The 23075-nt window shown below is 52.4% G+C and carries 18 protein-coding genes and 1 riboswitch; of the genes, 5 read left to right on the top strand and 13 right to left on the bottom strand.

Annotated features, from left to right (window positions below):
* The first annotated feature begins 272 nt into the window (after positions 1 to 272).
* The 4 genes from MKY86_RS00930 (at position 273) to MKY86_RS00915 (ending at position 4792) form a co-directional block, all read left to right on the top strand.
* On the top strand, positions 273 to 1178 hold the full coding sequence (locus MKY86_RS00930; protein ID WP_036722123.1) for a hypothetical protein: 906 nt from the start codon (positions 273 to 275) through the stop codon (positions 1176 to 1178).
* Positions 1179 to 1227: 49 nt separating this feature from the next.
* A complete protein-coding gene (locus MKY86_RS00925) occupies positions 1228 to 3105 on the top strand; it encodes an FAD-dependent oxidoreductase (RefSeq protein ID WP_076085375.1) in 1878 nt (625 codons plus the stop codon).
* A gap of 238 nt (positions 3106 to 3343) precedes the next feature.
* Positions 3344 to 3793, top strand: a complete 450-nt coding sequence (locus MKY86_RS00920) for a hypothetical protein (RefSeq protein ID WP_076085372.1) — start codon at positions 3344 to 3346, stop codon at positions 3791 to 3793.
* An 18-nt stretch (positions 3794 to 3811) separates the two neighbouring features.
* Positions 3812 to 4792: a polyprenyl synthetase family protein gene (locus tag MKY86_RS00915; protein ID WP_076085369.1), complete on the top strand. Its 981-nt coding sequence runs from the start codon at positions 3812 to 3814 to the stop codon at positions 4790 to 4792.
* Positions 4793 to 5652: 860 nt separating this feature from the next.
* Here the strand turns inward: MKY86_RS00915 and MKY86_RS00910 are convergent.
* The 13 genes from MKY86_RS00910 to MKY86_RS00850 form a co-directional block, all read right to left on the bottom strand.
* Positions 5653 to 6537, bottom strand: coding sequence for a UbiA-like polyprenyltransferase (locus tag MKY86_RS00910; protein WP_051477771.1), 885 nt, complete (start codon positions 6535 to 6537; stop codon positions 5653 to 5655).
* A gap of 17 nt (positions 6538 to 6554) precedes the next feature.
* Positions 6555 to 7838, bottom strand: a complete 1284-nt coding sequence (locus MKY86_RS00905) for an aspartate aminotransferase family protein (protein WP_051477770.1) — start codon at positions 7836 to 7838, stop codon at positions 6555 to 6557.
* 126 nt (positions 7839 to 7964) lie between these two features.
* The gene (locus MKY86_RS00900; protein WP_076085366.1) at positions 7965 to 9890 is read right to left on the bottom strand and encodes a peptidase U32 family protein; all 1926 of its coding nucleotides are present in this window, start codon (positions 9888 to 9890) and stop codon (positions 7965 to 7967) included.
* Between the two features lie 21 nt (positions 9891 to 9911).
* A complete protein-coding gene (locus MKY86_RS00895) occupies positions 9912 to 10703 on the bottom strand; it encodes an energy-coupling factor transporter transmembrane component T family protein (protein ID WP_076085408.1) in 792 nt (263 codons plus the stop codon).
* Positions 10696 to 11598, bottom strand: coding sequence for an energy-coupling factor transporter ATPase (locus MKY86_RS00890; RefSeq protein WP_076085363.1), 903 nt, complete (start codon positions 11596 to 11598; stop codon positions 10696 to 10698). The genes MKY86_RS00895 and MKY86_RS00890 overlap by 8 nt, the downstream gene beginning before the upstream one ends.
* The gene (locus MKY86_RS00885; RefSeq protein WP_051477769.1) at positions 11574 to 12440 is read right to left on the bottom strand and encodes an ATP-binding cassette domain-containing protein; all 867 of its coding nucleotides are present in this window, start codon (positions 12438 to 12440) and stop codon (positions 11574 to 11576) included. The genes MKY86_RS00890 and MKY86_RS00885 overlap by 25 nt, the downstream gene beginning before the upstream one ends.
* A gap of 19 nt (positions 12441 to 12459) precedes the next feature.
* Positions 12460 to 13023: a Gx transporter family protein gene (locus tag MKY86_RS00880; RefSeq protein ID WP_036700635.1), complete on the bottom strand. Its 564-nt coding sequence runs from the start codon at positions 13021 to 13023 to the stop codon at positions 12460 to 12462.
* Positions 13007 to 13396: a NusG domain II-containing protein gene (locus MKY86_RS00875; protein WP_036700638.1), complete on the bottom strand. Its 390-nt coding sequence runs from the start codon at positions 13394 to 13396 to the stop codon at positions 13007 to 13009. Before MKY86_RS00875 ends, MKY86_RS00880 begins: the two co-directional genes overlap by 17 nt.
* Before the next feature lie 204 nt (positions 13397 to 13600).
* Positions 13601 to 15136 carry an HD-GYP domain-containing protein gene (locus MKY86_RS00870; protein ID WP_076085360.1) on the bottom strand — a complete coding sequence of 512 codons (1536 nt, stop codon included), beginning with the start codon at positions 15134 to 15136 and terminating at the stop codon, positions 13601 to 13603.
* 496 nt (positions 15137 to 15632) lie between these two features.
* Entirely contained in the window at positions 15633 to 16598 is a 966-nt protein-coding gene (locus tag MKY86_RS00865) for an alpha/beta fold hydrolase (protein ID WP_083685738.1), read from the bottom strand.
* Positions 16599 to 16946: 348 nt separating this feature from the next.
* Positions 16947 to 18140 carry an IS256 family transposase gene (locus tag MKY86_RS00860; protein ID WP_076085316.1) on the bottom strand — a complete coding sequence of 398 codons (1194 nt, stop codon included), beginning with the start codon at positions 18138 to 18140 and terminating at the stop codon, positions 16947 to 16949.
* A 380-nt stretch (positions 18141 to 18520) separates the two neighbouring features.
* Positions 18521 to 18643 (bottom strand): LPXTG cell wall anchor domain-containing protein, encoded by a 123-nt coding sequence (locus MKY86_RS00855; RefSeq protein WP_340827756.1) that lies wholly within the window; start codon positions 18641 to 18643, stop codon positions 18521 to 18523.
* Positions 18644 to 19674: 1031 nt separating this feature from the next.
* Positions 19675 to 21609, bottom strand: coding sequence for a choice-of-anchor A family protein (locus MKY86_RS00850; protein ID WP_340825658.1), 1935 nt, complete (start codon positions 21607 to 21609; stop codon positions 19675 to 19677).
* Between the two features lie 81 nt (positions 21610 to 21690).
* Positions 21691 to 21783: riboswitch (cyclic di-GMP riboswitch) on the bottom strand.
* 751 nt (positions 21784 to 22534) lie between these two features.
* Between MKY86_RS00850 and MKY86_RS00845 the strand changes: the two genes are divergently transcribed.
* Entirely contained in the window at positions 22535 to 22900 is a 366-nt protein-coding gene (locus MKY86_RS00845; RefSeq protein WP_076085818.1) for a hypothetical protein, read from the top strand.
* Positions 22901 to 23075 lie beyond the last annotated feature (175 nt).

Raw genomic sequence — 23075 nt, 5'->3', positions numbered from 1 at the left:
AGAAGTAAATTTATTTATGATTTAAGTGATTATTTTCACATGATAGTTCCATAGCTTGTGCTAAAATGCCATCGAACAAGAAACGATTTGATTCAATTTTTTCTTATTGCCTGCCGATATATGTCGTATGCCTGCTACAAAAAGGGACTTAAGACCGAGATGAAAGTGACATTTATCATTTATAAAGTGATTTTTATCACTTCCACCGCTATTAAAATGTTTTACATTTTAATATATATATTTTAAACTATTTTCTTGGAGGTCATATCAAAATGAAAAAAGCTTCTGTAATCTTGTCGAGCGCTCTGGTATTGGGTACTTTACTCGCAGGTTGTGGCAACAGCAACAAAGCAGAGAACGCTGCTGCAACAACAGCACCTGTAGCAACTGCTACTGCTGCAACTGAAGCAACTACTGCACCTGCAGCCGAAACAGGCAAGTACCAGGACGGAACCTACTACGGTACAGTGGATGCCGATCCAGAGACTGGCTGGCAGACCTTTACACAACTGACTGTAGAAGGCGGCAAAATCACCAAAGCTGACTGGAATGCTTTCAATGTTAAAAAAGCGGGCGATTTAAAGAAAAAAGTATCTGAAGACGGCAACTACGGCCTGGTAAAAATCGGCGGAGCGAAGTCCGAATGGCATGAACAGGCTGCTCTTGCTGAAGCCTACCTGATTGAAAAACAAGATCCTGCTGCTCTCACTGTAAATGCTGAAGGCAAAACAGATGCAATCTCCGGTGTATCCGTACACGTTAGTGATTTCGTTGGCGCGGCTCAGGCTGCACTTGCTGCCGGCCCTGCACAAGCAGGCCCATACAAAGATGGCGGATATACTGCTGAAGGTGAAATGGATGCTAAATCCGGCTGGAAGTCCACAGTAGCTCTCTCTGTTGCTAACGGCAACGTTGTAGCTGTTAATTTCAGCGGTGTGAATGCTGCAGGCGACGATAAGAAACAATATTCTGTAGATGGCAAATACGGCATGAAAGCCGGCGGCGCTGCTGCTGAATGGCATGAAGAAATCGCCCTTGCCGAGAAATACTTCCTTGAGAACAAAGGCGTAGCTCCTACTCTGGATGCTGAAGGTAAAACAGATGCAATCTCCGGCGTATCCATCCACGTTGGTGAATATTTCACACTTGCACAAAAAGCACTCGAAGGCGCGAAATAATTATTCGCTACCCTTTTGCAGCTAATCAGATGAATGAGGTGAGTTTCTCTTGAAGAAAATAGTCATTTTGGGCGGCGGCTACGGCGGCGTACTCACGGCTAAGAAACTGGCAAAGAAATTTAAGAACGACAAAGATGTAGAAATCAAACTGATCGACCGAAATCCATACCACACTCTTTTGACTGAGCTGCATGAGGTTTCTGCGAATCGCGCACCTGAGGATTCGATCAAAATTGACTTGAAGAAAATCTTTGCCGGCCTGAAGGTAGATGTTGTTCTGGACGAAATCAGCAACATTGATTTCAAGAACAAGAAGCTGAAGTCCGACAAAGCCACTTATGCTTATGATTATCTGGTCATCGGCACAGGAAGCAAGCCAACCTTCTTCGGAATCCCCGGAGCAGAAGAGAACACCTTCTCCTTCTGGTCCTACGATGATGCAGTTGCCTTGAAGCGTCAAATCCGCGACATGTACACCAAAGCTGCGAAGGAAAAGAACCCGGCTACACGCCGCGCTATGCTGACCTTCGTAATCATCGGTGCCGGCTTTACCGGCGTTGAGCTTGTAGGTGAAATGGCCGAGCAGCGCGAGGAGCTCTGCAAGGAATTCTTCATTGATCCTTCTGAGGTTAGATTGGTTGTGGCTGATATGGCTCCGAAGATTCTGCCTATCCTGCCGGATAAGCTGATTCAGAAAGCCGAAGCCCGTCTGCGCAAGCTGAAGGTAGAAATTGTTACAGGCGCCAAAATCACCGAAGTAGGCGCAGGCTCTGTTGCCCTCGGCGAGAAGAACATCGTGGATGCACAGACAATCGTCTGGACAGCCGGTGTTGAAGGCTCCGAAATCGTCGGCAACCTTGATGTTCAGCAGCAAGGCCGTAAACGTATTGTTACCAATGAACACCTAGAAAGTGTTGACCATAAGAATGTGTATGTTGTAGGGGATAACATCTTCTTCATCCCTGAAGGCGAAGAACGTCCAGTTCCGCAAATGGTTGAGAATGCTGAACAAGCGGCTCCGGTTATCGCAGGCAATATCACTGCCGATATCAAGGGTACGCCTAAAAAAGCATACAAACCAGGCTTCCACGGCACCATGGTTTCGATCGGCAGCCGCTACGGTGTAGCGAACGTCGGTCTTCCAGGCAAGTTCTTCATGCTGACCGGCTTCATGGCTATGTTGTCCAAACATTTCATCAATATGTTCTATCTGTCACAGGTTGTAGGCTTCAACAAGGTCTGGACCTACATGATGCACGAGTTCTTCCATGTTGAGAACCGCAAGAGCTTCGTCGGCGGTTACTTCTCCAAGCGCTCGCCGAACTTCTGGCTCGTTCCACTCCGTATGCTCCTTGGGGGAATGTGGTTATATGAAGGTATAGAGAAGATCCGCAAAATCTGGGTTGATCCGAATAAGATTTTCCTGATTCCTGCGGCTCCTTATGCAGACGCCACATCGGCAGCAAGTCAGGCTGTGGATGCAGTCAAAACTACCGTAGATGCCCAATCTGCCGCTTCCGCAGTATCCACTGCCAAAGAAGCTGTATCGGCTCTTCCGGTTCCAGGCTTCATTTATGATATCTCTAACTGGTTCATGGATCTCATGTTCTATAACCCGGATGGTTCTTACACCTTCCTCGCCAAATGGTTCCAAATCGGTATGGTATGTGCCGAGATCGTCTTCGGTGTAATGCTGATCGTCGGTCTGTTCACAGCTATCTCTGCTATAGCCACGATAGGTATGGCGGTTATGATCTGGACCACCAAGATGGCAGCAACAGAAATGCTCTGGTATGTTGGGGCAGCGATTGCCTGCATCGGCGGTTCCGGCACCGTGTTCAGCCTGGATTACTATGTTCTTCCTTGGCTCAAAAAGCAGTGGAAGAGAATACCTCTCGTCCGGCGCTGGTATCTGTATACCGACTGATGAACCAGGTAACCGGTGGTTAAGAACTACATTCATTTATAACAGCAGCGTATGCACAAGCTGCGCTGCTGCAAGCTGAATAGGATATTCTTAAGAGTAATGTGTCCCTAGGACACATTACTCTCCTTGTTTAACGAGGTGAAAGTACATTTATATGTTTGTTTTCAACAAAATGGTTTTGTAGGGATAATCAGGATTCGGTTCCATCCAGCAAAACCGACATGAAGGAGAGAAGCTTGTGAACCAAAAAATCGCCCAAGATACATTCCGGTTGCTTCAGGCTGAGATGTCTAAGATCGCCGGAATTCAGTTGTCTCTCTCTCCGGCAGAATGTGAGCAAATGCTCTCGGTACTGGAACGCCATGATCTGGAATATGACCGCAAAACCCATTTGCTAGGCATTTATACCATTCTTACCGTGGCAGCACAGCGCCATATGGAATGTGTCCCACATCATCCTGACCTGACCCGTAACATTTTGGATGGAGATTATCTGTACAGCTTCTATCTGCAGTTTGCAGTGAAATGCCGAGAGCTGGATCTGGTGGCCTACATGGCCCCTTCCATCAAAAAAATGCAGATCGAACGTTCAAATGGAGAGTTCACCGAACACAATCCGGCCCGGGAGTTGGATGAATTCCTCATTCAGGAGCGCAGACAACGAAGCCGTACCAGTAAAGCCATTTGACAGGTGGGAACATGAACGATGAAGCTGCATGAAGCCTTGAATATTGATCTGAATGAAATTAACCGTGAAATTAAGAATCTGGTCACCCATGATAAGGATGTTCCCAAAAAGTCGCAGCTGGCGCAGAGCATTCTCGAATTAACTGGCTCCGGCGGTAAACGCCTCCGCCCGCTGATGGTTATTGTCGGCAGCCGGTTTGGCCTGAGACCTGCCGGACGCCGAACTCTGCAATTATCCGCTGCGTCTGAATTTATCCATGTGGCCTCACTGATTCATGACGATATTATTGATAACGCCGAGCTGCGGCGGGGCGAGCCTGCGCTGCATATCAAGACCGGTATTCTATCCGCTGTTCATATCGGTAATTATATGTCAGCCCGTATCATTGAACTGCTCAGCAAGTACACAGGGGATAAGGATCGTTATGTTCACGATCTGTCCTCTGTCGCCACAGCCCAGTTATGTCTTGGTGAATATCAGCAATTGGAGCATGCCTTCGATTATGATCTTACGCTGGAGCAATATCTGGAGAAATCCCGTAACAAAACCGCGCTGCTAATGGCCACCTGCCTGCGGGTAGGCGCACTGTCGGCGGAGAGCAGCGCAGAGACAGCCCAGCTCCTCTATGATTTCGGCGAAGCGCTGGGGATGTCGTTCCAGATCCAGGATGATATCCTGGACTTCACACAATCGGCGGATGTACTCGGCAAGCCGGCCGGCAGCGATCTCCGCCACGGCCAGGTTACCCTTCCGGTGCTCTTCGCCTTAGAGGATGCCGAGCTTGCCCCTGTCATCCGCAGAATAGGCCCTGGCTCTTCTCCTGCGGACATCGAGCAAGTCCTGGAGCTGGTAAGGGGCAGTGATGCCCTAACCCGCTCAGAGGCCGTCAGCCAGGACTATCTGGCCCAGGCTGCTGCGATTGTGGAGCAGCTCTCCAGCTTCCCGGCCCATGCCGACCTGAGGACCCTGCTGCAATACTTCGCCGGGCGTGACCGCTGAGCTCCGGACTGAATGGGTTATAGCCAGCGATGCTCTAACGCATTGTGGCCGTCAGCAGGGAATACCTGGCCAAGGCTGTTGCAATCGGTTAGCATCTGTAAGCTTTCGTACAATGCTTACGTAGCTCAGCTGTATTATGATGCTGCAAGCTCCACGCTGCTTTATTAGTTCATACTGTACGCTCTACCCTTCACACTATATGTATTAACACATATTAAGTAAACGAGCCTGAGTAAGGCTCGTTTTTTTGTTTTTTATCACACTTCGCCGCGCTAATTGTATTTTGTACAACTAAAATCCCCTCTAATGAGCTGGCAGGTGCTTTAATTGCACTCTGTACACCTATTTAGGCTGGAATGCCCTCAAAAGCTACTTTTCATTATTTTTAGTTGTACAGAATACATGTATCATACGAAATTAGCTTTTTGGATGTCTTTTAGTTGTACGAAATACACTTAACCGCCCACATCTCACCTATCCGCTAAATAGCGAACGCAGCGGAGCGTACGTGAGTGAGTTTAGCAGGGAGCTTTGGCTATTGGGGGTTGGGGGTTGGAATGCCCCAAAAAATGAAGAAAAGCGCGAAGCTCTAAGCTTATTCGCGCTTTTTCTGCCTCCCCCCTCTGGGTAGGCCTGTTGTCTTTTTGTAGTTAATCCTGCCTGGGGGAGGTTAGGACGGAACGGAGAGGGATTTTGGAACTGGAGGAGCGGTAGCGTCCGCCTTTATATTTGGATTTCTACCTCGGCCAGCGGTTCTAATCAGGAAATCCAAATATAACAGCGACCGGAAGTCCAAATATTCCGCGCAGTGCAGCTCCCCAACCTCCAGCACGCGCCCCACTCCGACGCGCCGCCCCACCCTAATTAACGTAAAAATAATCAATCAGCGTACACAGCAATATCACCATACTGATCACCTGATTCAAATTATAAGAAGCCACCTTCATCAGCTTACGGTTAGCAGGCTTGATAATCTTGTGCTCTGTCATAAGCAGTACCGTAGCGATGCCGATGCCCACCAGATACATCCAGCCGAGATCACGCCAGACGTACAGGAACAGCAGCAGCATAACCATAATGAAATGCAGCCCTTTGGAGATCCGCAGCGCGTTCTCCAGGCCGAAGAAGCTCGGTATGGACCATAAGCCGTTCTTCCGGTCGAACTCAATGTCCTGAGTCCCGTAGATGATATCAAACCCGGCAATCCAGAGCATCACCACGGTTCCGATCACGAATGGCGTGAACGCGATATTCCCGGTAACCGCAAACCAGGCGCCAATCGGCGCCGAAGCAATCACGAAGCCCAGATACAGATGGCTCAGGAAGGTGAACCGCTTCGTATAAGAGTAGGATGAGATCAGTACAATGGCTACCGGGGACAGCACCAGACAGAGCAGGTTCAGCATCCCGGAGGCCACAATGAACAGGGCATAATTGATGATAATGAACAGAATGACTTCCTTCTCTGCGAGCAGACGCTGCGGCAGATGCCGGTGGGCGGTTCGCGGATTGTTGCCGTCGAAGGTGCGGTCTACCAGGCGATTGAACGCATTCGCCCCGTTGCGTGCCCCGATCAGCGCGATCAGTCCCCATAACATCATATGGCCGGAAGGCCAGCCTCCCGCCGCCCATACCATCGAGATGATGGCAAAAGGCAGTGAGAACAGCGTATGCGAGAACATCACCAGTTCGCTGAACATTTTCATTTTAAGCGCCGTATGTTTAAAAGCATTAATGATAACCATATTGTTAGGCCTCTTTCTCAGTGGATCGCTTGCAGCACTTCATGGAGTGCATCCAGCAGGGCATCGATATTACCGGAAGTGACCACAAGCGGCGGCTGGAAGGCGAGGACGTTGCGGCCTATACCGTTTTTGCCGATCAGGTATCCGCGGTCCTTCAGCTCTTCCAGCACATAGTCTGTCACCGCAGCGGCATCCTCAGTCTCCGAACCGGCCAGCTCGGCCCCCAGCATAAGTCCGCTGCCCCGTACGTCGGTAATCAACGCAGGGTAACGCTCCTGGAGAGCAAGCAAGCCTTGCTTCAGCTGCCCGCCCAGCTCAGCCGCACGTTCTGCCAGCCGCTCATCACGGATGTAGTCCAGCACCGCCAGCGCCGTAGCCGCTGAGACCGGATTCCCTCCGAACGTCGAGGCGGAAGGCTTGTTCAGCGATGCCGCAATCTCATCCGTTGTGGAAAAGGCAGCGATGGGCACTCCGTTCCCCAGCGCCTTGGCCATGCTGATAATGTCCGGCACGACGCCGAAATGCTCCATCGCAAACATAGCTCCGCTCCGGCCGTAGCCGGTCTGGATTTCGTCGTCAATCAGCAGTACACCGTACTGCTCAAGCAGCGCCTTCACCTCACGGAAATAGGACAGCGCAGGCATGACGATCCCGCCGTTCCCTTGAATCGGCTCCACGATCATGGCGGCAATGGTGTCTCCTTGGGCAGCGAGTACCTCCTTCAGATTCTGGATCGACTGCGCCGCCGCTTCCTCCAGCGTCAATTCCGGATGATACGGGCGTTTAATGAACGTTACATCCTCATCCAGGTAAGCATCGGTTCTCCACATTTGCAGCCCGGTCACACTCATGGTGAGATTGGTCCGGCCATGCAGGCCAGCTTCCAGGGCGATGAAGCCTTTGCGGCCGGTATGCATCCGCGCCAGCAGCAGCGCCCCTTCATTCGCCTCCGAGCCACTGTTGACGAAGAATGTCCGGCGCAGCGCGCCCGGCAGCACTTCTTCCAGGCGTTCCGCCAAATCTACATTCGGCTGGGTCAGGTAGATCGGCGAAGTGTGCTGCAATTGCTGAAGCTGTGCTATCGTACGGGAAGTAATAGCCGGATTACAGTGGCCGCAGGCAACCACGGAGACTCCCGCGAAAAAGTCGGTGTATTCCTTGCCGTTCTCATCGTAGACGTACTGCATGCTTCCGCGTACCAATTGCGGGGCATCCCGGTAAAAATGTGCGGTGCACGGGTAGAAATACTGCTTTCTTTTGGCAGCTACCGCTTCTCTTCCAATGATGACGCTCTGTTCCATGTAAATCCCTCACTTTCAACTGCTGATAATTCAAGATGATTAGTTTGTGAAAAAAAGTACTTATAATTGCGCCATATGCCCTTATTATACTCTCCTCGGCGTTATTTTAAAATTGAATTATTAGCATTAGTTGAATTGCAGTGAACCGAGGGTGTATCCCGCATAGACCGGCTTCAGCCCGCCCAGCAGTTCCTCCTCCGGCTTCGCCCCATCCATTGCAGCCTGATAAGCAGCAATAATGGTACGCAGCTCCTCTATGCTGTATGTCGCACCTTCAATCCGGAAGCTTGTAATTCCCAGGCCGTTCATTTCACCCAGCATCGGGAGATAACATAGCTCCTTGGCGAACAGCAGATGGCAGCGGCCATATTGGTCACGGTAGACCGGGTTCTCGCCCTTGTCGGTCTTGAGCACCAGCACTTCATTACGGACATACTGGTTGTCTTCCTCCCCAATCGGCTCCATCACCTCTGTATTCTCGAACAGATCATGCTCCATATACATCAATGCAGGCGTTCCGTGAACCACAACCTCCAGCGGCAAGTCACTGTGCGAGGTGAAGGAGGCGAAATGCTCCAGCGTCATCTCCGGCGAAACGGTCAGCTTCGTCAGGCCCAGTCCGGCATACAGTCCGGCTGACAGATGGTTATATACATTCAGATTGGCATCGCCCATCATCGGGTAACCGGTGCCACGGTAACGGCGGATCGCCCCCAGGTTCGTAATGATCAGGCCGTCAATCGGCAGCCGTTCCCCGTTCAGCAGATGATCATATTGGTCGAAATGCAGCTCGTTCATCATCCGCGGCAGACCCAGATATAGCTTGGTATGGCCTTTTACCGCTCCAAGATCCTTAATATCCTGCTTCGTAAAAGGACGGTCCGGCTCAAACACATCGCCCGGCAGATACAAGCTGTCTACTCCCATCTCCAGTACGAGACGAGCCTGCTCCATATTATTCACACGCACTGCCAGCTCAGGCTTGATAAGGGTACTGCGTCTGTCTTCAGCCATTCGTGCCCGCAGTTCCGTCACCCGCTCCACAGATAGCTCACGCTCGGCAGTCGGCGTACTGAACACTTTGCCGGTACTGTAGAACTTGCCTGTTCCCTCATAACGGCGGTTGATATTCGACAGTCCCGGTCTGCCAAAAGCATACGCCGTGGAGAAATCACGCTTACGGTTGTTATACAGCTCTTTGGAATCCTGGGTCCGGTCGAAGCCCAGCGGATCATCGATATAACGGTCAATCGCATCGCCGTAGCTGTTGGACAGCATCACCATGAAGTCTTTATCGCGCATACGGCCTTCGATTTTGAAGGAAGTAATGCCCGATTCAATCAGCTCCGGAAGATGCTCATACATGAACATATCCTTCACCGCCAGCGGATATTCCGCAGGGAAGACATAGCCGTCACGCTTGATCCGGTAATCCCAGCGGCAAGGCTTCATGCATTTGCCCCGGTTGCTGCTCATCCCGAACACCTGAGAGCTGAAATAACAGTTCGCCCCGTGGACAGAGCACATATCGCCATGGATGAAATACTCCAGCTCCATACCGCTCTGGCGTCCCAGCAGCTTCGCAGTCTGCAGATCCATCTCCCGCGAGGTAACGACCCGGCTGACGCCCAGCTCCTTCAGCGCGTGGATCATCTCCAGATTATGCACATTCATCATGACGGATGCGTGAACCGGCAGATTCAGCCCCATCTCGCGGATCAATTCCAGCACCGCCATATCCTGCACGATCAGCGCGTCCGGGCGGACCGTGTCCAGGAAGCTAAGGTACGCTCTGGCCTCTTCCACATCCTCTTCGCTGAACAGATTGTTGACCGTGATATATACTTTTTTGTCCATACTATGAGCGATATTCAGGGCTTCGATAATCTCTTCATGACTCAAGTTGTAGCCCTTGCGCATCATTCTCATGTTCAGCACCGGACCGCCGAAATACACCGCATCACACTTCGATTCAATAACAGCCTTGAAGATCTCGAAGGTTCCCGCTGGTGCCAATAACTCTACTTCTTTACCATTAAAATAACGTGCCATTCCCGTATCCCCCTAAATGTCTTACAATAATACAACTGCAACTCCCAGTACAACAAACATAGCAACAAAAAGCGTATCCGCCGCGCCCCACCTGAGCCGGTGATACCGGCTGCGCGGCGCATCCATGCGGAAGCCCCGGGCTTCCATGGAATAGATCAGGTCCTGGGCGCGCCGGAACGCACTGGCGATAACCGGGACCAGCAGCGAGACAAGCATCCGCGCCTTCTCCTTCAGCGGCAGCTCCTTCAGATCCGCTCCGCGCGAGGCTTGCGCCTTCAGGATAATCTGCGCCTCATCCAGAATCGTCGGGATGAAGCGGAGCGCGATGCTGATCATCAGCGTAATCCGGTCGGGTGACAGCCTGAGCTTCTTAAGCGGGGCCAGTACTCCCTCAAGTCCCTGATTCAGCTTGGCGGGTGTCGTCGTGAAGGTCAGTAGGGCTGTGAAGGTCAGCAGGAATAACATGCGTATCACAGAAAATGCCCCCATCCGCAGGCCGCCCGCATGCAGCGAGAACGAGCCAAGCGACCACAGCACCTCCCCTTCCTTCACGGACAGCGCTTGTACGATGAAGATGAACAACATCAGATAACGCAGAGGCTTCGCAGCCTTGATGAAATATTTCAGTGGAATGCGGGTCGTCGCCATCACCACGATGGAGAAGACCGCAACCAGCCCGATTGATATCCACGAAGTAGACAGCAGGATGATGGCTACATAGAGCAGCATCCCGGTGATTTTGGACCGGGCATCCAGCTTATGGACCCAGGAGCCCGTATCAATGCTGCGTCCCAGCAGCAGACGCTCATTCATGGCCATTCCCCATTTCTTCCGTTCCGGCTGTGTGCCGGCGCTCTTCGAGCAAGGCCGCAAGCCGCCCCGCGAGGCCCTCTGCTGTTAGGAGCGGCTTCTCACCGCTAAGGCCAAAGCGCTCGGCGGCAGCCTGCCAGTAACGCAGAGACTGCGGAACCCGCAGTCCGCAGCGCTCCAGAATCGCCGGATCAGCGGCCAGTTCGCCGCCACTGCCCTGGAAGGCGAGCTCCCCATCCTTAAGCAGCACCCAGTTGTCGGCATACGGCAACAGTTCATCCATCCGGTGCGTCACGATGATGATCGTCCGGCCCTGCTCGCGGCACAGCCGCTCCAAGAGCGCGATCAGCTCCGCGCGGCTTACCGGGTCCAGGGTGGCTGTCGGCTCATCCAGCACCACAATGTCCGGGTCCATTGCCAGCACGGAAGCGATAGCCGCCTTGCGCATCTGTCCTCCGCTGAGCCGGAAGGGATTGCGCTCCAGCAGCGCCAGATCCAGCCCCATGTCCGTCATCGACTTGCGGGCCCGTGCCTTGGCCTCCTCCAGACTGACTCCGAAGTTCAGCGGCCCGAAGCAGAGATCCTTCTCCACCGTATCTTCGAACATCTGCTGCTCCGGGAATTGAAAGACGAGGCCTACCCTCCGCCGCAGCGGAAGCAGCCTCGGTGATTTCTCCCCAGCAGTTATCGTTACATCCAGCACCTGCACCGTGCCTTCCGTCGGCTTAAGAATGCCATTGAACAGCTGGAGCAGTGTAGATTTGCCGGAGCCGGTGGCTCCGGCAATGCCGGTCAGCGAACCCTCGGCAATCTCCAGATTAATCCCGTGCAGCGCCGTCTGCTTCCACATGCTGCGGTCAGCATACGTGTAGCTTACTTGCTGTAGTTGTATTGCCATAGTGTGTCTATAAGCTCCTTTTCGCTGGCGGGTACATCCACCGTAATTCCCCGGCTCTCCAGTTCACGGGCTAGCTGCCAAGTATAAGGCTCCCGCAAATGACACTTCTCCAGCAGCTCCGCATCACGGAACAGCTCCGCAGGTGATACATCTGCTGCAATGCTTCCCCCGTGCAGCGCAAGCACCCGGTCCGAAGCCAGAATCTCATCGGCATCATGGGTAATCAGCAGAATCGTGTAGCTGCCCGCGGCCTGCATGTCCCGCAGAATCCCCATCAGCTCATCGCGGCTGCCTTCGTCCAACATAGAAGAGGCCTCGTCGAAGATGACGATGCCTGGCTTCATGGCGAGAATCGAGGCGATGGCCACTCGCTGCTTCTGCCCGCCCGACAGCTCTCCGGGATGCTTCGACAGCAGATGGCCAATCCCGAGCTTACCGGTATAGAATTCAAGCCGCTCCTTCATCTCTTCGTAGGACAGGCACTGGCCCTCCAGGCCGAAGAGAATATCTTCTTCCACCGTCTGCCCGATGAACTGGTTATCGGGGTTCTGGAAGACCATTCCGATGCATTGCCGGATGGACTGGACCGTCTCTTCCTGCAGCGTATGCCCGCAGACAGAGATCTGGCCGGCGCTCTTCGGGAGCAGCGCATTCAACAGCTTGACCAGGGTCGATTTGCCGCAGCCGTTAGGCCCCACAATGCTCACCCATTGGCCCTGCGGGATCGACACATTGATATCATGAAGAATCGGATGCTCCGGGTCATAGCCGAAGGATACTCCCTCAAGGGCAATCACTGCCGGCTTCTCACCGGCTTTTGTATCGTTGTACGCTTGGTTCATGTTACTCATCCTTCCGCAGCTAGTGACCCGGTCCGTTCAGGAACTCTTCAAACAAGGATATTTTGGATAGCGAGTCAACCACATACCGGACGGCGAAGCCGACAGCAATGCCCGTAATAATACCGGTAATCAGCAGAACCGGCAGGTAATAGAAAATACTGGTTGAATTGAATACGAACGAGGCTGCGAGCAGTTGTCCCGTATTATGAGCCAATCCGCCCGCAATGCTGATGCCGATGACACTGAACTTTCTGCGGCCAAGCTTCACCAGCGCGAACATCACGATGAAGCTGAACAGGGAACCGAACAGGCTGAACAGCAGGCTGGACAGCGTGCCGAGCAGGAAGGCGGTCAGCAGTGTCTTCAGGATCACCAGAACCAATACATCCCGTCCGCGCAAAAAGTAAATACAGGTCAAAATCATAATATTGGCGAAGCCCAGCTTCGCTCCGGGCATTAGCCCCACTCCAGCCAGCGGGATCTGTGCCTCCACAATACTCAACACGACAGCAACGGCAGCGAATATAGCAATAATTACGGTCCGCTTCAGCGCTGTAGCCGATTCACTACTGGACATAGCCATCTACTTCATCCTCCCCGGCCGCACTTGCAATCTCAACCAATACCCGGTGTGGAAGGCATACGATGGTCTGCTTGGGCAGCGTGATGAATCCGAAGCCAAGACATACCTTATCGGGACAATCGGCATCGAACATCTCGACCCCGTAATCATGCACCTTCAGAATGTTATAGCCCCGTTCGGTGCGGACCTCAATAGTCTGCTCTTCTTTGGTCAGGGTTATCGTTTTGAATAACTTACCATCTACCGTTATATTGGCCTTGAGTTCTTTGCCCGGCCCACCTTTATCAGCATCGTTAGACAACCACCTTGGCACGAGAAAAGCGAGCGCAGCAATCAGAACGATAGAAATCAGCAGCACATCTGCGCGTTTCATAGAAATCTCCCTTATTTTTTAATTAAAATCCAGACTTAATAATTATAACGGTCTGCCCTCAATCCTTCAATGAATGTAGTCGTTAATTGTCGCAATTCCATGTCAGTTCACAAAATAGGCACGCAAAGCTGAAGCGGATCCTCCATAAACTGGATAGTATCCGCTTCGGCAAGGAATATAAGGATAATGCAATCATTTATAGAATTACCCGGCTTGGACGGGCTGAGCACCCTTACGGGCTTCCGGATTCCGGCCGAAGTACCCCAGGAACAGTCCGGCGAATTCAGGGTCCCACTGACTCCCCCTGCCCTGCTCCAGAATATTCAGCGCCCGCTCATGGTCCATCCCTTTACGGTAAGGCCGGTCCGACGTCATCGCATCATAAGCATCCGCCACAGCGATAATCCGGCCGTGCAACGGAATATTCATACCTGCAAGACCATCCGGGTAGCCCCGGCCGTCATAACGCTCATGATGCGAGCGGACGCCGCCCAGATAGGGTGCCATTTTGTCCGCCGGTTCAATCTGCCGCAGAATATTCTCTCCCAGCACAGTATGACTCTGAATCTGGAGGAATTCCTCATCCGTTAAGGCTTCTTCCTTGAACAGGATGCTGTCTCTCACCCCGATCTTGCCAATATCATGCAGCAGGGCCGACTTGCGCAGATCATCCAGCTCCTGCCCCCTCAGTCCGGCCAGCTGCCCGATAATCACCGAATACTCCGCTACACGGAGCGAGTGTCCTGCCGTATAGGAATCGCGGGCGTCGAGCGCCACAGCCAGGGTGGAGAAGTAGCTGTCCAGCAGTTGGCGGCTCTGCTGCTCCCTGGCCTGGAGCCCGCGGACCATCATGTTAAAGCCCGCAACCAGCTTCGAGAACTCATCGGAATACTCATCCTGCACCTGGACCAGACTGCCGTCCTTCACCTGGTTCATCGCCTGATACAGCTCATGGATCGGATGCTGTACGCTGTTCGTCAGCAGCCAGGCCGCAATGGAGGAGAACAGCGTGCCGATCAGCAGCACCATCCCCGCCCAGGCCCAATAGCTCTGAAGTCCGACGACGACTATCGAATCCCCCTCACCGTTCATACGGATATGTGTCGCCATAATAAAAAGGAACAGCGGGAACGTGCCGATCAGCATACAGCTCACCAGGAATTTGGGGCGGATAGGCACGAACACATGACCCTCCAGGGAAAAATCCACGCCATACCGCTCCAGCGCACGGTTCCTGAATTCCTTGATCAGCGGAATAATGGAGGTGCAGGTCAGGAAGAATTCAATGAGGGAATGCATACAAGCCACAAGCACTGCGCAGCACATCGCCAGAATCAGATAGATATAAGGGAACGTAACCAAGCCCGTATGAATCATCCAGAACGTTAACAGCAGGGCCGGAACGGATAAGCCGAGCAGATGCGGCCCCATAATCCGCTGTATGGCCCGTTTGGGCAGCTGGTGCGTGTGCAGATATGCTTCTTCCAGCATCGTTAGCACAGCATTCTCCTGAACGAGCGCAGCCCGTATGGGCCTGATCTGTCTGAGAAAGACAGTAATCTCTATCGTCGCCATTATTACAAAAGAACAAGCAAGCACCAGCAAGAGGCGGTAATATTCAACCCGGCTGATCTCCAGGGAAGATAGCATAAGCAGACTCCCGACCGCGAGTACCGCTACAGCTGAGCCGAAGATATAGTTCCGGATCTGATTTCTCAAAAAGCTTCTGTATAGTCTCATCTGTCCCCTCATCCCCGTCCGGCCTCAGCCCAATATACAGTTGCATTTATGTAAAGACCATGCTATAATAAAATAATATTTGTTTTCGAGTATGTTTATCCCCATCAAGAAGATGTCAGGCCGATGAATCACTTCTCTATATTATCGGCGGTTTGGACACAATATCTTACGTTTTCTTGCAGTACTTATCCCTTTTATGAGACTAAATTCGAACATAGCATTCCGATTCACACTGGCGCGGCCACGGAGCCGCAAGGACAAAAGAGAGGTAGGGCTTTTGTCGTATTGGAAGGATTATTCTCGCCACACGGCTGCTGGAAATAACAAGGAATAACGACACCCGTCTTGCTCACAGACGGCGGGGGATTAATATACCGATAAGACATGGATGGCTGCTTCTCTGTTCTTCAGGGAAAGGCCCCGTGTGTGGAACATAATTAGCGCCCGATACCCGCTGTTTGCGGATATCGGGCGCGTCTACGTTCTGGGGACTTTTTTACCGGACGAATTCAGCCTTAGCCGGGCTGTGTACATAGCGTTCCACGAATTCGCCTACTGTGCGGATGTATGTGTTTTTATCCGTATCATAGGCAAGACCATGCCCCGCTCCATGCACCACCAGCTTCTCCTTCGGACTCTTACAGGCCTCATACAGCTCATTCATCATCGCATAAGGCACGAACTTATCCGCATCCCCGTGGATGAACAGAATTGGCACCTTGGCCTTGCGTACTTGCTTCAGCGCAGACGCCTCCCCGAAGGAATAACCGGCCTTCATCCGGGTCACCAGACTGGCACTCGGCACAAACGGGAAGCTTGGCAGACGATACATCCGCCGCAGCTGGTAGGCCAGCTGTGCCTGAACCGAGGTATAGCCACAATCGGCGACAACGGCCTTGACCTGCGGAGGAAGCTCCTCGCCGGACGTCATCAGCACCGTGGCTCCGCCCATAGATACACCATGCAGCACGATCTGCGCGTCCGGGCCGTTCTCCTGCAGGACGAATCCGATCCATTTCAGATAATCCCGGCGCTCCGGCCAGCCAAAGCCGATATAATCCCCTTCACTTTTCCCGTGTCCCCTGGCATCAGGCAACAGCACATTATACCCCAGGTTCTCATAATAGTTCTTGGCGGTCGCTCCCATATCCTTAGCCTTCCCGGAATACCCGTGGGCAACAATGACCGTCCGTCCCGCAGCACGCTCTGACGCCAGATAATAACCTTGCAGCTTGAGCCCGTCCTCAGACACCAGTTCTACCTCACGGAAGGTCTGCCGGGACACCCACTCCGCTCCTTCTCCCCACGAGGCTCCGGCCACCGGCGGCGGATCGATCTTAAGGTCTGGGGTCTTGGCCAGGAATTCCTTAGGGGCCCGCTTAATGGCTACTCCATAAAAATAGAATCCGGCATACCCCACCCCTCCGGCCACCACGATCAGCACCACAAGCAGGTATATCATCCACATCAACGTTCCTCCTTCAGTAAGCAACCATTCCAGCCAGGGAATAGGATCTCTTGCTTAATTAATTTGAGCCTAGTATAGCACGGGAGTAAGGCCAACTAAAAATACACAAACTTCAACCCCCTTCTACTCTGCAAGACTCTTGAAAGAAGCAGCTGGACTCCAATGGGTACACTCGTCTTCCTGCAGCAGATTGTATGCTGTTTTCCACATACATTTGATCCGCTGAGGTAGCGTCAAGAAGTTTGTGTAAAAGAGTAGAAGTGCCTCCCCCGGGTTACGGGTTGGGATGTAGTGTTTCTGGGGGAAGGGGGAACCCCGACCCCCAGAAACTGGATTTCTCTGTTACGCCTCTTCCGGTGTGGGCAAAGAGGGGTAGCGTGTTTCGAATAGCTCTTTTAGCTTCTTTTTAACGGCATCCATGCCAAAGCCTTGGGCGACCCGCCCTGCATGACGTTCATTGTATTCCAGCATCTCCAGGTACACGATTTTCTCTGCCGCATCCATGTTCGTCAGACTGTTCATCGGTTTCAGACGCTTGCGGATTTCCTTGTTCATCCGTTCGATGGGGTTCGACGTGTAGATCGCTTTACGGATCGACTGCGGATACTTGTAGAACGTCAGGAGTGTGGATAACTGTTCCTCCCAGGACCTCATTTCCTTCGGATACAGCTTGTCCCACTTCGCTTTGACCGTATCAAAGTTAGCCCGGGCTACCACTTCATCCGGTGCGGTATATACGGTTTTCAACGCCTCCATGACATCGGTTTTGTGCTCCACCCGAATTTTATGAAACGTGGCCCGCACTTTGTGCACTACGCAATGCTGTACATCCGCCTGAGGATAGGTCTCTTTAAACGCCGCATCCAGTCCCGGTAGCCCGTCAAACACACCCAGCAGGACTTCCTGCGCTCCGCGGTCGTACAGGTCTTTGAGTACCTCCCGCCAGCCATTCGAACTCTCTTGGCCACCCACGTAGAACCCGAGAATTTGACGCTGTCCCTCCTCGTCAATTCCCATCGCAAAGTAGACCACTTCACCACGAACCGTGCCCCGTTTCAGCTTCACGTACAGCCCATCTAAATAGATCACAGAGTACCGTTTGCTCAGTGGCCGCTTTTGCCACTGGTGGATATCGTCCAGCACTGTAGCCGTAATATTGCTGACCGTGGTGGGGGAGTAGTGGCTGCCAAACATACTTTCAATGAACCGGCCCACATCCCGCGTACCCATGCCCGATTTATACATTTGGATGACGGCCTCTTCTAACCATCCGTCCCGCCGCTGGTACGGCTCAAACAACTGCGTCTGGAAAAGGCTTTGGCGGTCCCGGGGCACCTGAAGCTCCTCGATATGGCCGTATTTCGTGTGTAAATCTCGCGTATAGTAGCCGTTGCGACTATTGCTGGCACCGGCTTCTTCACTGTCCATAAACCCCTGGATTTCGGCCCGCAACAGGCGTTCCATGTTGTCTTTCACAAAATCTTTAACAAGTTTTTCAAATAGATTATTCAGAGAACTTTCGGGTAAAATATTCATTGGTAGGGTTCCTCCTTGGTGGTTTCGCAATCCCGAGGATACCCTACTTTTTTGGTGCCTGACTAGGCTCCAAATCTTGGTACACAACTTACTTTACGCCATCTCCGCTGACTCTCTCATCGGCACATTGTATATTGTTTTTCGCATACATTTGGTCCGCTGACTCTCTCACCGGCACATTGTATGCTGTTTTCCACATACATTTGGTCCGCTGACTCTCTCACCGGCACATTGTATGTTGTTTTTCGCATACATTCTGTATCCGGGCACTTACTTCCAACGAAAAAAAGAGCTACTTCCAGGAGAACATCTTCTCCGAAAGCAGCCCTTGTCAAATTACAGGATCATCGTTTGTTTGTATAAATCTCAGTTCGGGTCACTCACTTACGTTTGCTGTTTCTGGTGGTTCTTCTAAGAATCAAGCCCAGACCAGCGAGTGCCAAACCGGCAAAATAATAAGGCGCAGGACTGGATTCGCCCGTCTTCGGCAAGGTTCCATCCACAGGCACACCGCCTAGAGGAACCTCATCATCAATAAGGACTACATCGGGTGCCGGTTCTGCTGAAGGCGTTGGCTCCGGTGTTGCTGCTATTTGCGCAACCGCAACAGCTGGTGTTGGCGTAGGCACTGTTGTAGCTATTGGAGTTGCTACAGGTCCAAGCGGCAGCGGATCATCATTCACAACCACATCATTGCTCACGATAAATCCGATAATCGGAGTCGGCGTAGGCACTGGAGGGAAACTGAACGGCGGCGATGTTGGCGCTGGCGTTGTTACTGGTGTTGGATCTGGTGTCGGCGTCGGAATTGGCGTTGGTGTTGGTGTCGGCTCTACCGTCGGCGTTGGTGTTGGCTCTGCCGTTGGCGTTGGTGTCGGTTCTACCGTCGGCGTTGGTGTCGGCTCTACCGTCGGTGTTGGTGTCGGTGTTGGTGTTGGTTCTACCGTCGGCGTTGCTGTCGGTTCTACCGTCGGCGTTGGTGTCGGTTCTACCGTCGGTGTCGGTGTTGGTTCTACCGTCGGCGTTGGTGTCGGCTCTACCGTCGGTGTTGGTGTTGGTGTTGGCTCTACCGTCGGTGTTGGTGTTGGCTCTGCCGTTGGCGTTGGTGTCGGCTCCACCGTCGGCGTTGGTGTCGGTTCTACCGTCGGTGTTGGTGTCGGTACCGCCGTTGGCGTTGGTGTCGGTTCTACCGTCGGTGTTGGTGTTGGCTCTGCCGTTGGTGTTGGTGTCGGCTCTGCTGTTGGCGTTGGTGTCGGTTCTACCGTCGGTGTTGGTGTCGGCTCTACCGTCGGTGTTGGTGTCGGCTCTACCGTCGGTGTTGGTGTGGCCGTTGGCGTTGGTGTCGGTTCTACCGTCGGTGTTGGTGTCGGCTTCTTGGTGTCGGTACCGCCGTTGGCGTTGGTGTCGGTCGGCGTTGGTGTCGGCTCTGCCGTTGGTGCCGTTGGTGTTGGTGTCGGTACCGCCGTTGGCGTTGGTGTCGGTTCTGCTGTCGGCGTTGGTGTCGGTTCTGCCGTTGGTGTTGGTGTCGGTCTGCCTACCGCTGTTGGCGTTGGTGTCGGTACTGCCGTTGGCGTTGGTGTCGGTTCTGTTGTCGGCGTTGGTGTCGGTTCGGTGGCGTTGGTGTTGGTGTCGGCGTTGGTGTCTTCACGGTCCGTTGGTGTTGGTGTCGGCACCGCTGTTGGCGTTGGTGTCGGTACTCGGCCGTTGGTGTTGGCGTCGGCACCGCTGTTGGTGTCGCTGTTGGCTTCACAGTCGGCGTTGGTGTCGGCTTCACGGTCGGCGTTGGTGTTGGCTTCACAGTCGGCGTTGGTGTGGCTTCACGGTCGGCGTTGGTGTTGGCTTCACGGTCGGCGTTGGTGTTGGCTTCACGGTCGGCGTTGGTGTTGGCTTCACGGTCGGCGTTGGTGTTGGCTTCACAGTCGGCGTTGGTGTTGGCTTCACTGTTGGCGTTGGTGTCGGCTTTACAGTCGGTGTTGGTGTTGGTCACCGTTGGCGTTGGTGTCGGCTTCACAGTCGGCGTTGGTGTCGGCTTCACGGTCGGCGTTGGTGTTGGCTTCACGGTCGGCGTTGGTGTTGGCTTCACGGTCGGCGTTGGTGTTGGCTTCACGGTCGGCGTTGGTGTTGGCTTCACAGTCGGCGTTGGTGTTGGCTTCACCGTTGGCGTTGGTGTTGGCTTCACGGTCTGCGTTGGTGTTGGCTTCACGGTCGGCGTTGGTGTTGGCTTCACAGTCGGCGTTGGTGTTGGCTTCACCGTTGGCGTTGGTGTCGGCTTTACAGTCGGTGTTGGCTTTGGAGTTGGAGTGCACACAGGTGTAGGTGACGGTTTTATGGTCGGTGTTGGCTTCACTGTAGGTGTAGGCGTTACCGTCGGTGTTGGCTTCACTGTAGGTGTAGGCGTTACCGTCGGTGTTGGCTTCACTGTAGGTGTAGGCGTTACCGTCGGTGTTGGTTTCACTGTAGGTGTAGGCGTTACCGTCGGTGTCGGCTTCACTGTAGGTGTTGGTGTTACCGTTGGTGTTGGTGTAGCCGTCGGTGTCGGTGTAGCCGTCGGTGTCGGTGATGGACTAGGTGTCGGCGTTGCGGTAGGCGTCGGACTCGGCGGCGGCCCCTCTCCCTCGTACATTCCAAGATGCATCTCAACCCCGCCGCTAAAAGATTTTGCAATCAGAGTCCCGTACAGCTCTGCTCCGGCATAATGAACATCCGCTCTAGGTGCGAGGATCGTCCCGAAGAATGAGGTATAAGCGATATTCACCTCAGAAGCTTCGTAAAAGTTGAACAATACCTGACTGGCTCTGCCGTTATTCATTGAAAAGCTCGGCACATTGACTGTAGACCCGCTTATATTAATAATCAGCGTGGCGTTCTGGGCAATGTTGAATTCGATATAGTTGGTCTTCGCCAGTGTCGAGGCATCCAAATGAACTACATTGAAACGATCCGGTGCACTGATCTTGAGCTGTCCATAATTGTTATTGCCGATCTCATTCGTGTCAGCCAAGGCCCCATACTCTGTGGAACGGGAGATCAGAATCTCCTGCTCGGCTGCAAAATCAATCGGGCTGGCATTTTTCTTCCCGCCTTTGATGTTGACACCAGGCTCATTGGCTGTAAAGCTATCCCCAAATACCACATTTCCATAGATCTCTCCACTGCCTGAATGTACAAAATTCTTACCGGCCACAAGTACATCCGTCGGTGAAGCATCCCTGTATGCCCTAGCTACTCCGTAACCTCCGGAGAGGGTAATGTCCCCTGCCGCTGCCAGGCGGCCTTCAATCTGATCATTGGCTTGTTTAAAATCCCCGAGGATAAAAGCATTAAAATTCCCTGCGACCCCCAAAACCGGTGTTGGCGTATACGGCACCCCTGAAGCTGCTCTGACATCCGTCCCCCACGTAAAAGCACTGGATACGGTCAATAGGCCCGCCATAATGATGGCGGCTGTTTTACGTACTCCTTTTTTCAATAGTCTACACCTCCTAGTTACTATTCTATGAATCTGTCACACGACTATAACAACAAAAAGACCGCCACGAAGGGTTAGCTTCACGGCGGCCGGACGACCCTAGCCTCAACTTTAGAGACAGTAGATTCCTGACTTTGCGTCCCGTTCTTTCGATACGGTTTGCGTTTGTACATGATTTCGGTATGCAATTGAGATTTGCTTATGTAAGATCATTGTTGAGTCTATGACATTTGTTACTTTTGTACTAATTTCAGTTTATCCGCTCCCCCACCCTGTTGTCAATCCGTTCCCAGTATATTTTTTGAAATTATTTTTGCGACGGTTGCTCATTGATCCCTTGTACCATAAGGGTTCGGGGGCGAGTCTCTTTTTTATCTACTGACGAAAAAAGTCGAGAAATCAGAGGATTGACTGTAGCCGTTTATCTCTCTTACCTATAATAATATTAATTTGTATTATTTAAATTTGATGCATTTGTCCTATTTTATCGCCCTCAGCCCACCTCTACTCATCATCTGCTCCTGTTCAATGAAATTTTACCTATTTATGGGCAGCTCAGCTCGAAAAAAAAGTGCCGCCCATAGGGACGACACCTGCTAATAGAGTTCATATATTTTGAATAAAATGTCGCCTAGGCAGACCCGAACAGCTGAACCCAGCCAATCATCGATACCCAGAGCGGAACACTTAGAATGATCCCGAATACCAAACCACGGCGGAGGCTTCCTTCATGACTCATTGCCATTCTCCTTTGAGCTGATTTATTTTTTCAATCTTTAATATTTCAATTTTAATATAAAATAATTCATCTTATTTTTTTGTGAAATATATCACATTATTTGAGTTAATTTATAAAACCCATTGATTATTTTTTGAAGGATGAGTTACAATGCGAATATACGTTCTCTTCGAGGGGTTGAGAAGGATGCAAAGAGTAGAGAGCCAGGACAACCTGCTGGTCAAATCCTATATTTTGCTGCCGCTTATTCTATCCGCCTTCGAGCGCGATGCTTCTGCTATAGCCTCTGAGCTGCGCACGCCTGCACCTTATCTGGAGGTAATCCAGTCGGCCGCTCATGCCGCTTCTGCCGATCTGCGGGAGGTCCGTGCCGGGATGCGCGCCCGTGGTCTGAAGGTCTATGAACAGCAGCGGCTGGAGACGGGTGTTGAAGCCAAATTTGTCTGCAGGGGCTATCACGAACGGATGCTGCTGCTGGATGATGTGATTGCCGCCCAGGCCACTCTGCATATGCGCAGATATCTGGGTATGGAGAAGATGGAGCAGCGATAACAAAGAAGCCTGCCGCAAGCGGCAGACTTCTGCATGAAATGATCACCCGGATGCGGCTACATTAACAACGTCCAATACCCCAATGTGCCGCATATCACCACCACAGCTACCGGGTACAGGATTCTCCGGCTTACCTGATCCCTGAACGCAAGAAACAAACAAAGCATACAAAGCC

The sequence above is a fragment of the Paenibacillus sp. FSL R7-0333 genome, from assembly GCF_038000365.1.
Lineage (GTDB): Bacteria > Bacillota > Bacilli > Paenibacillales > Paenibacillaceae > Paenibacillus_AQ > Paenibacillus_AQ silagei.
The sequence above is the reverse complement of the archived record's forward strand: the minus strand, read 5'-3'. Positions and strand labels throughout refer to the sequence as shown.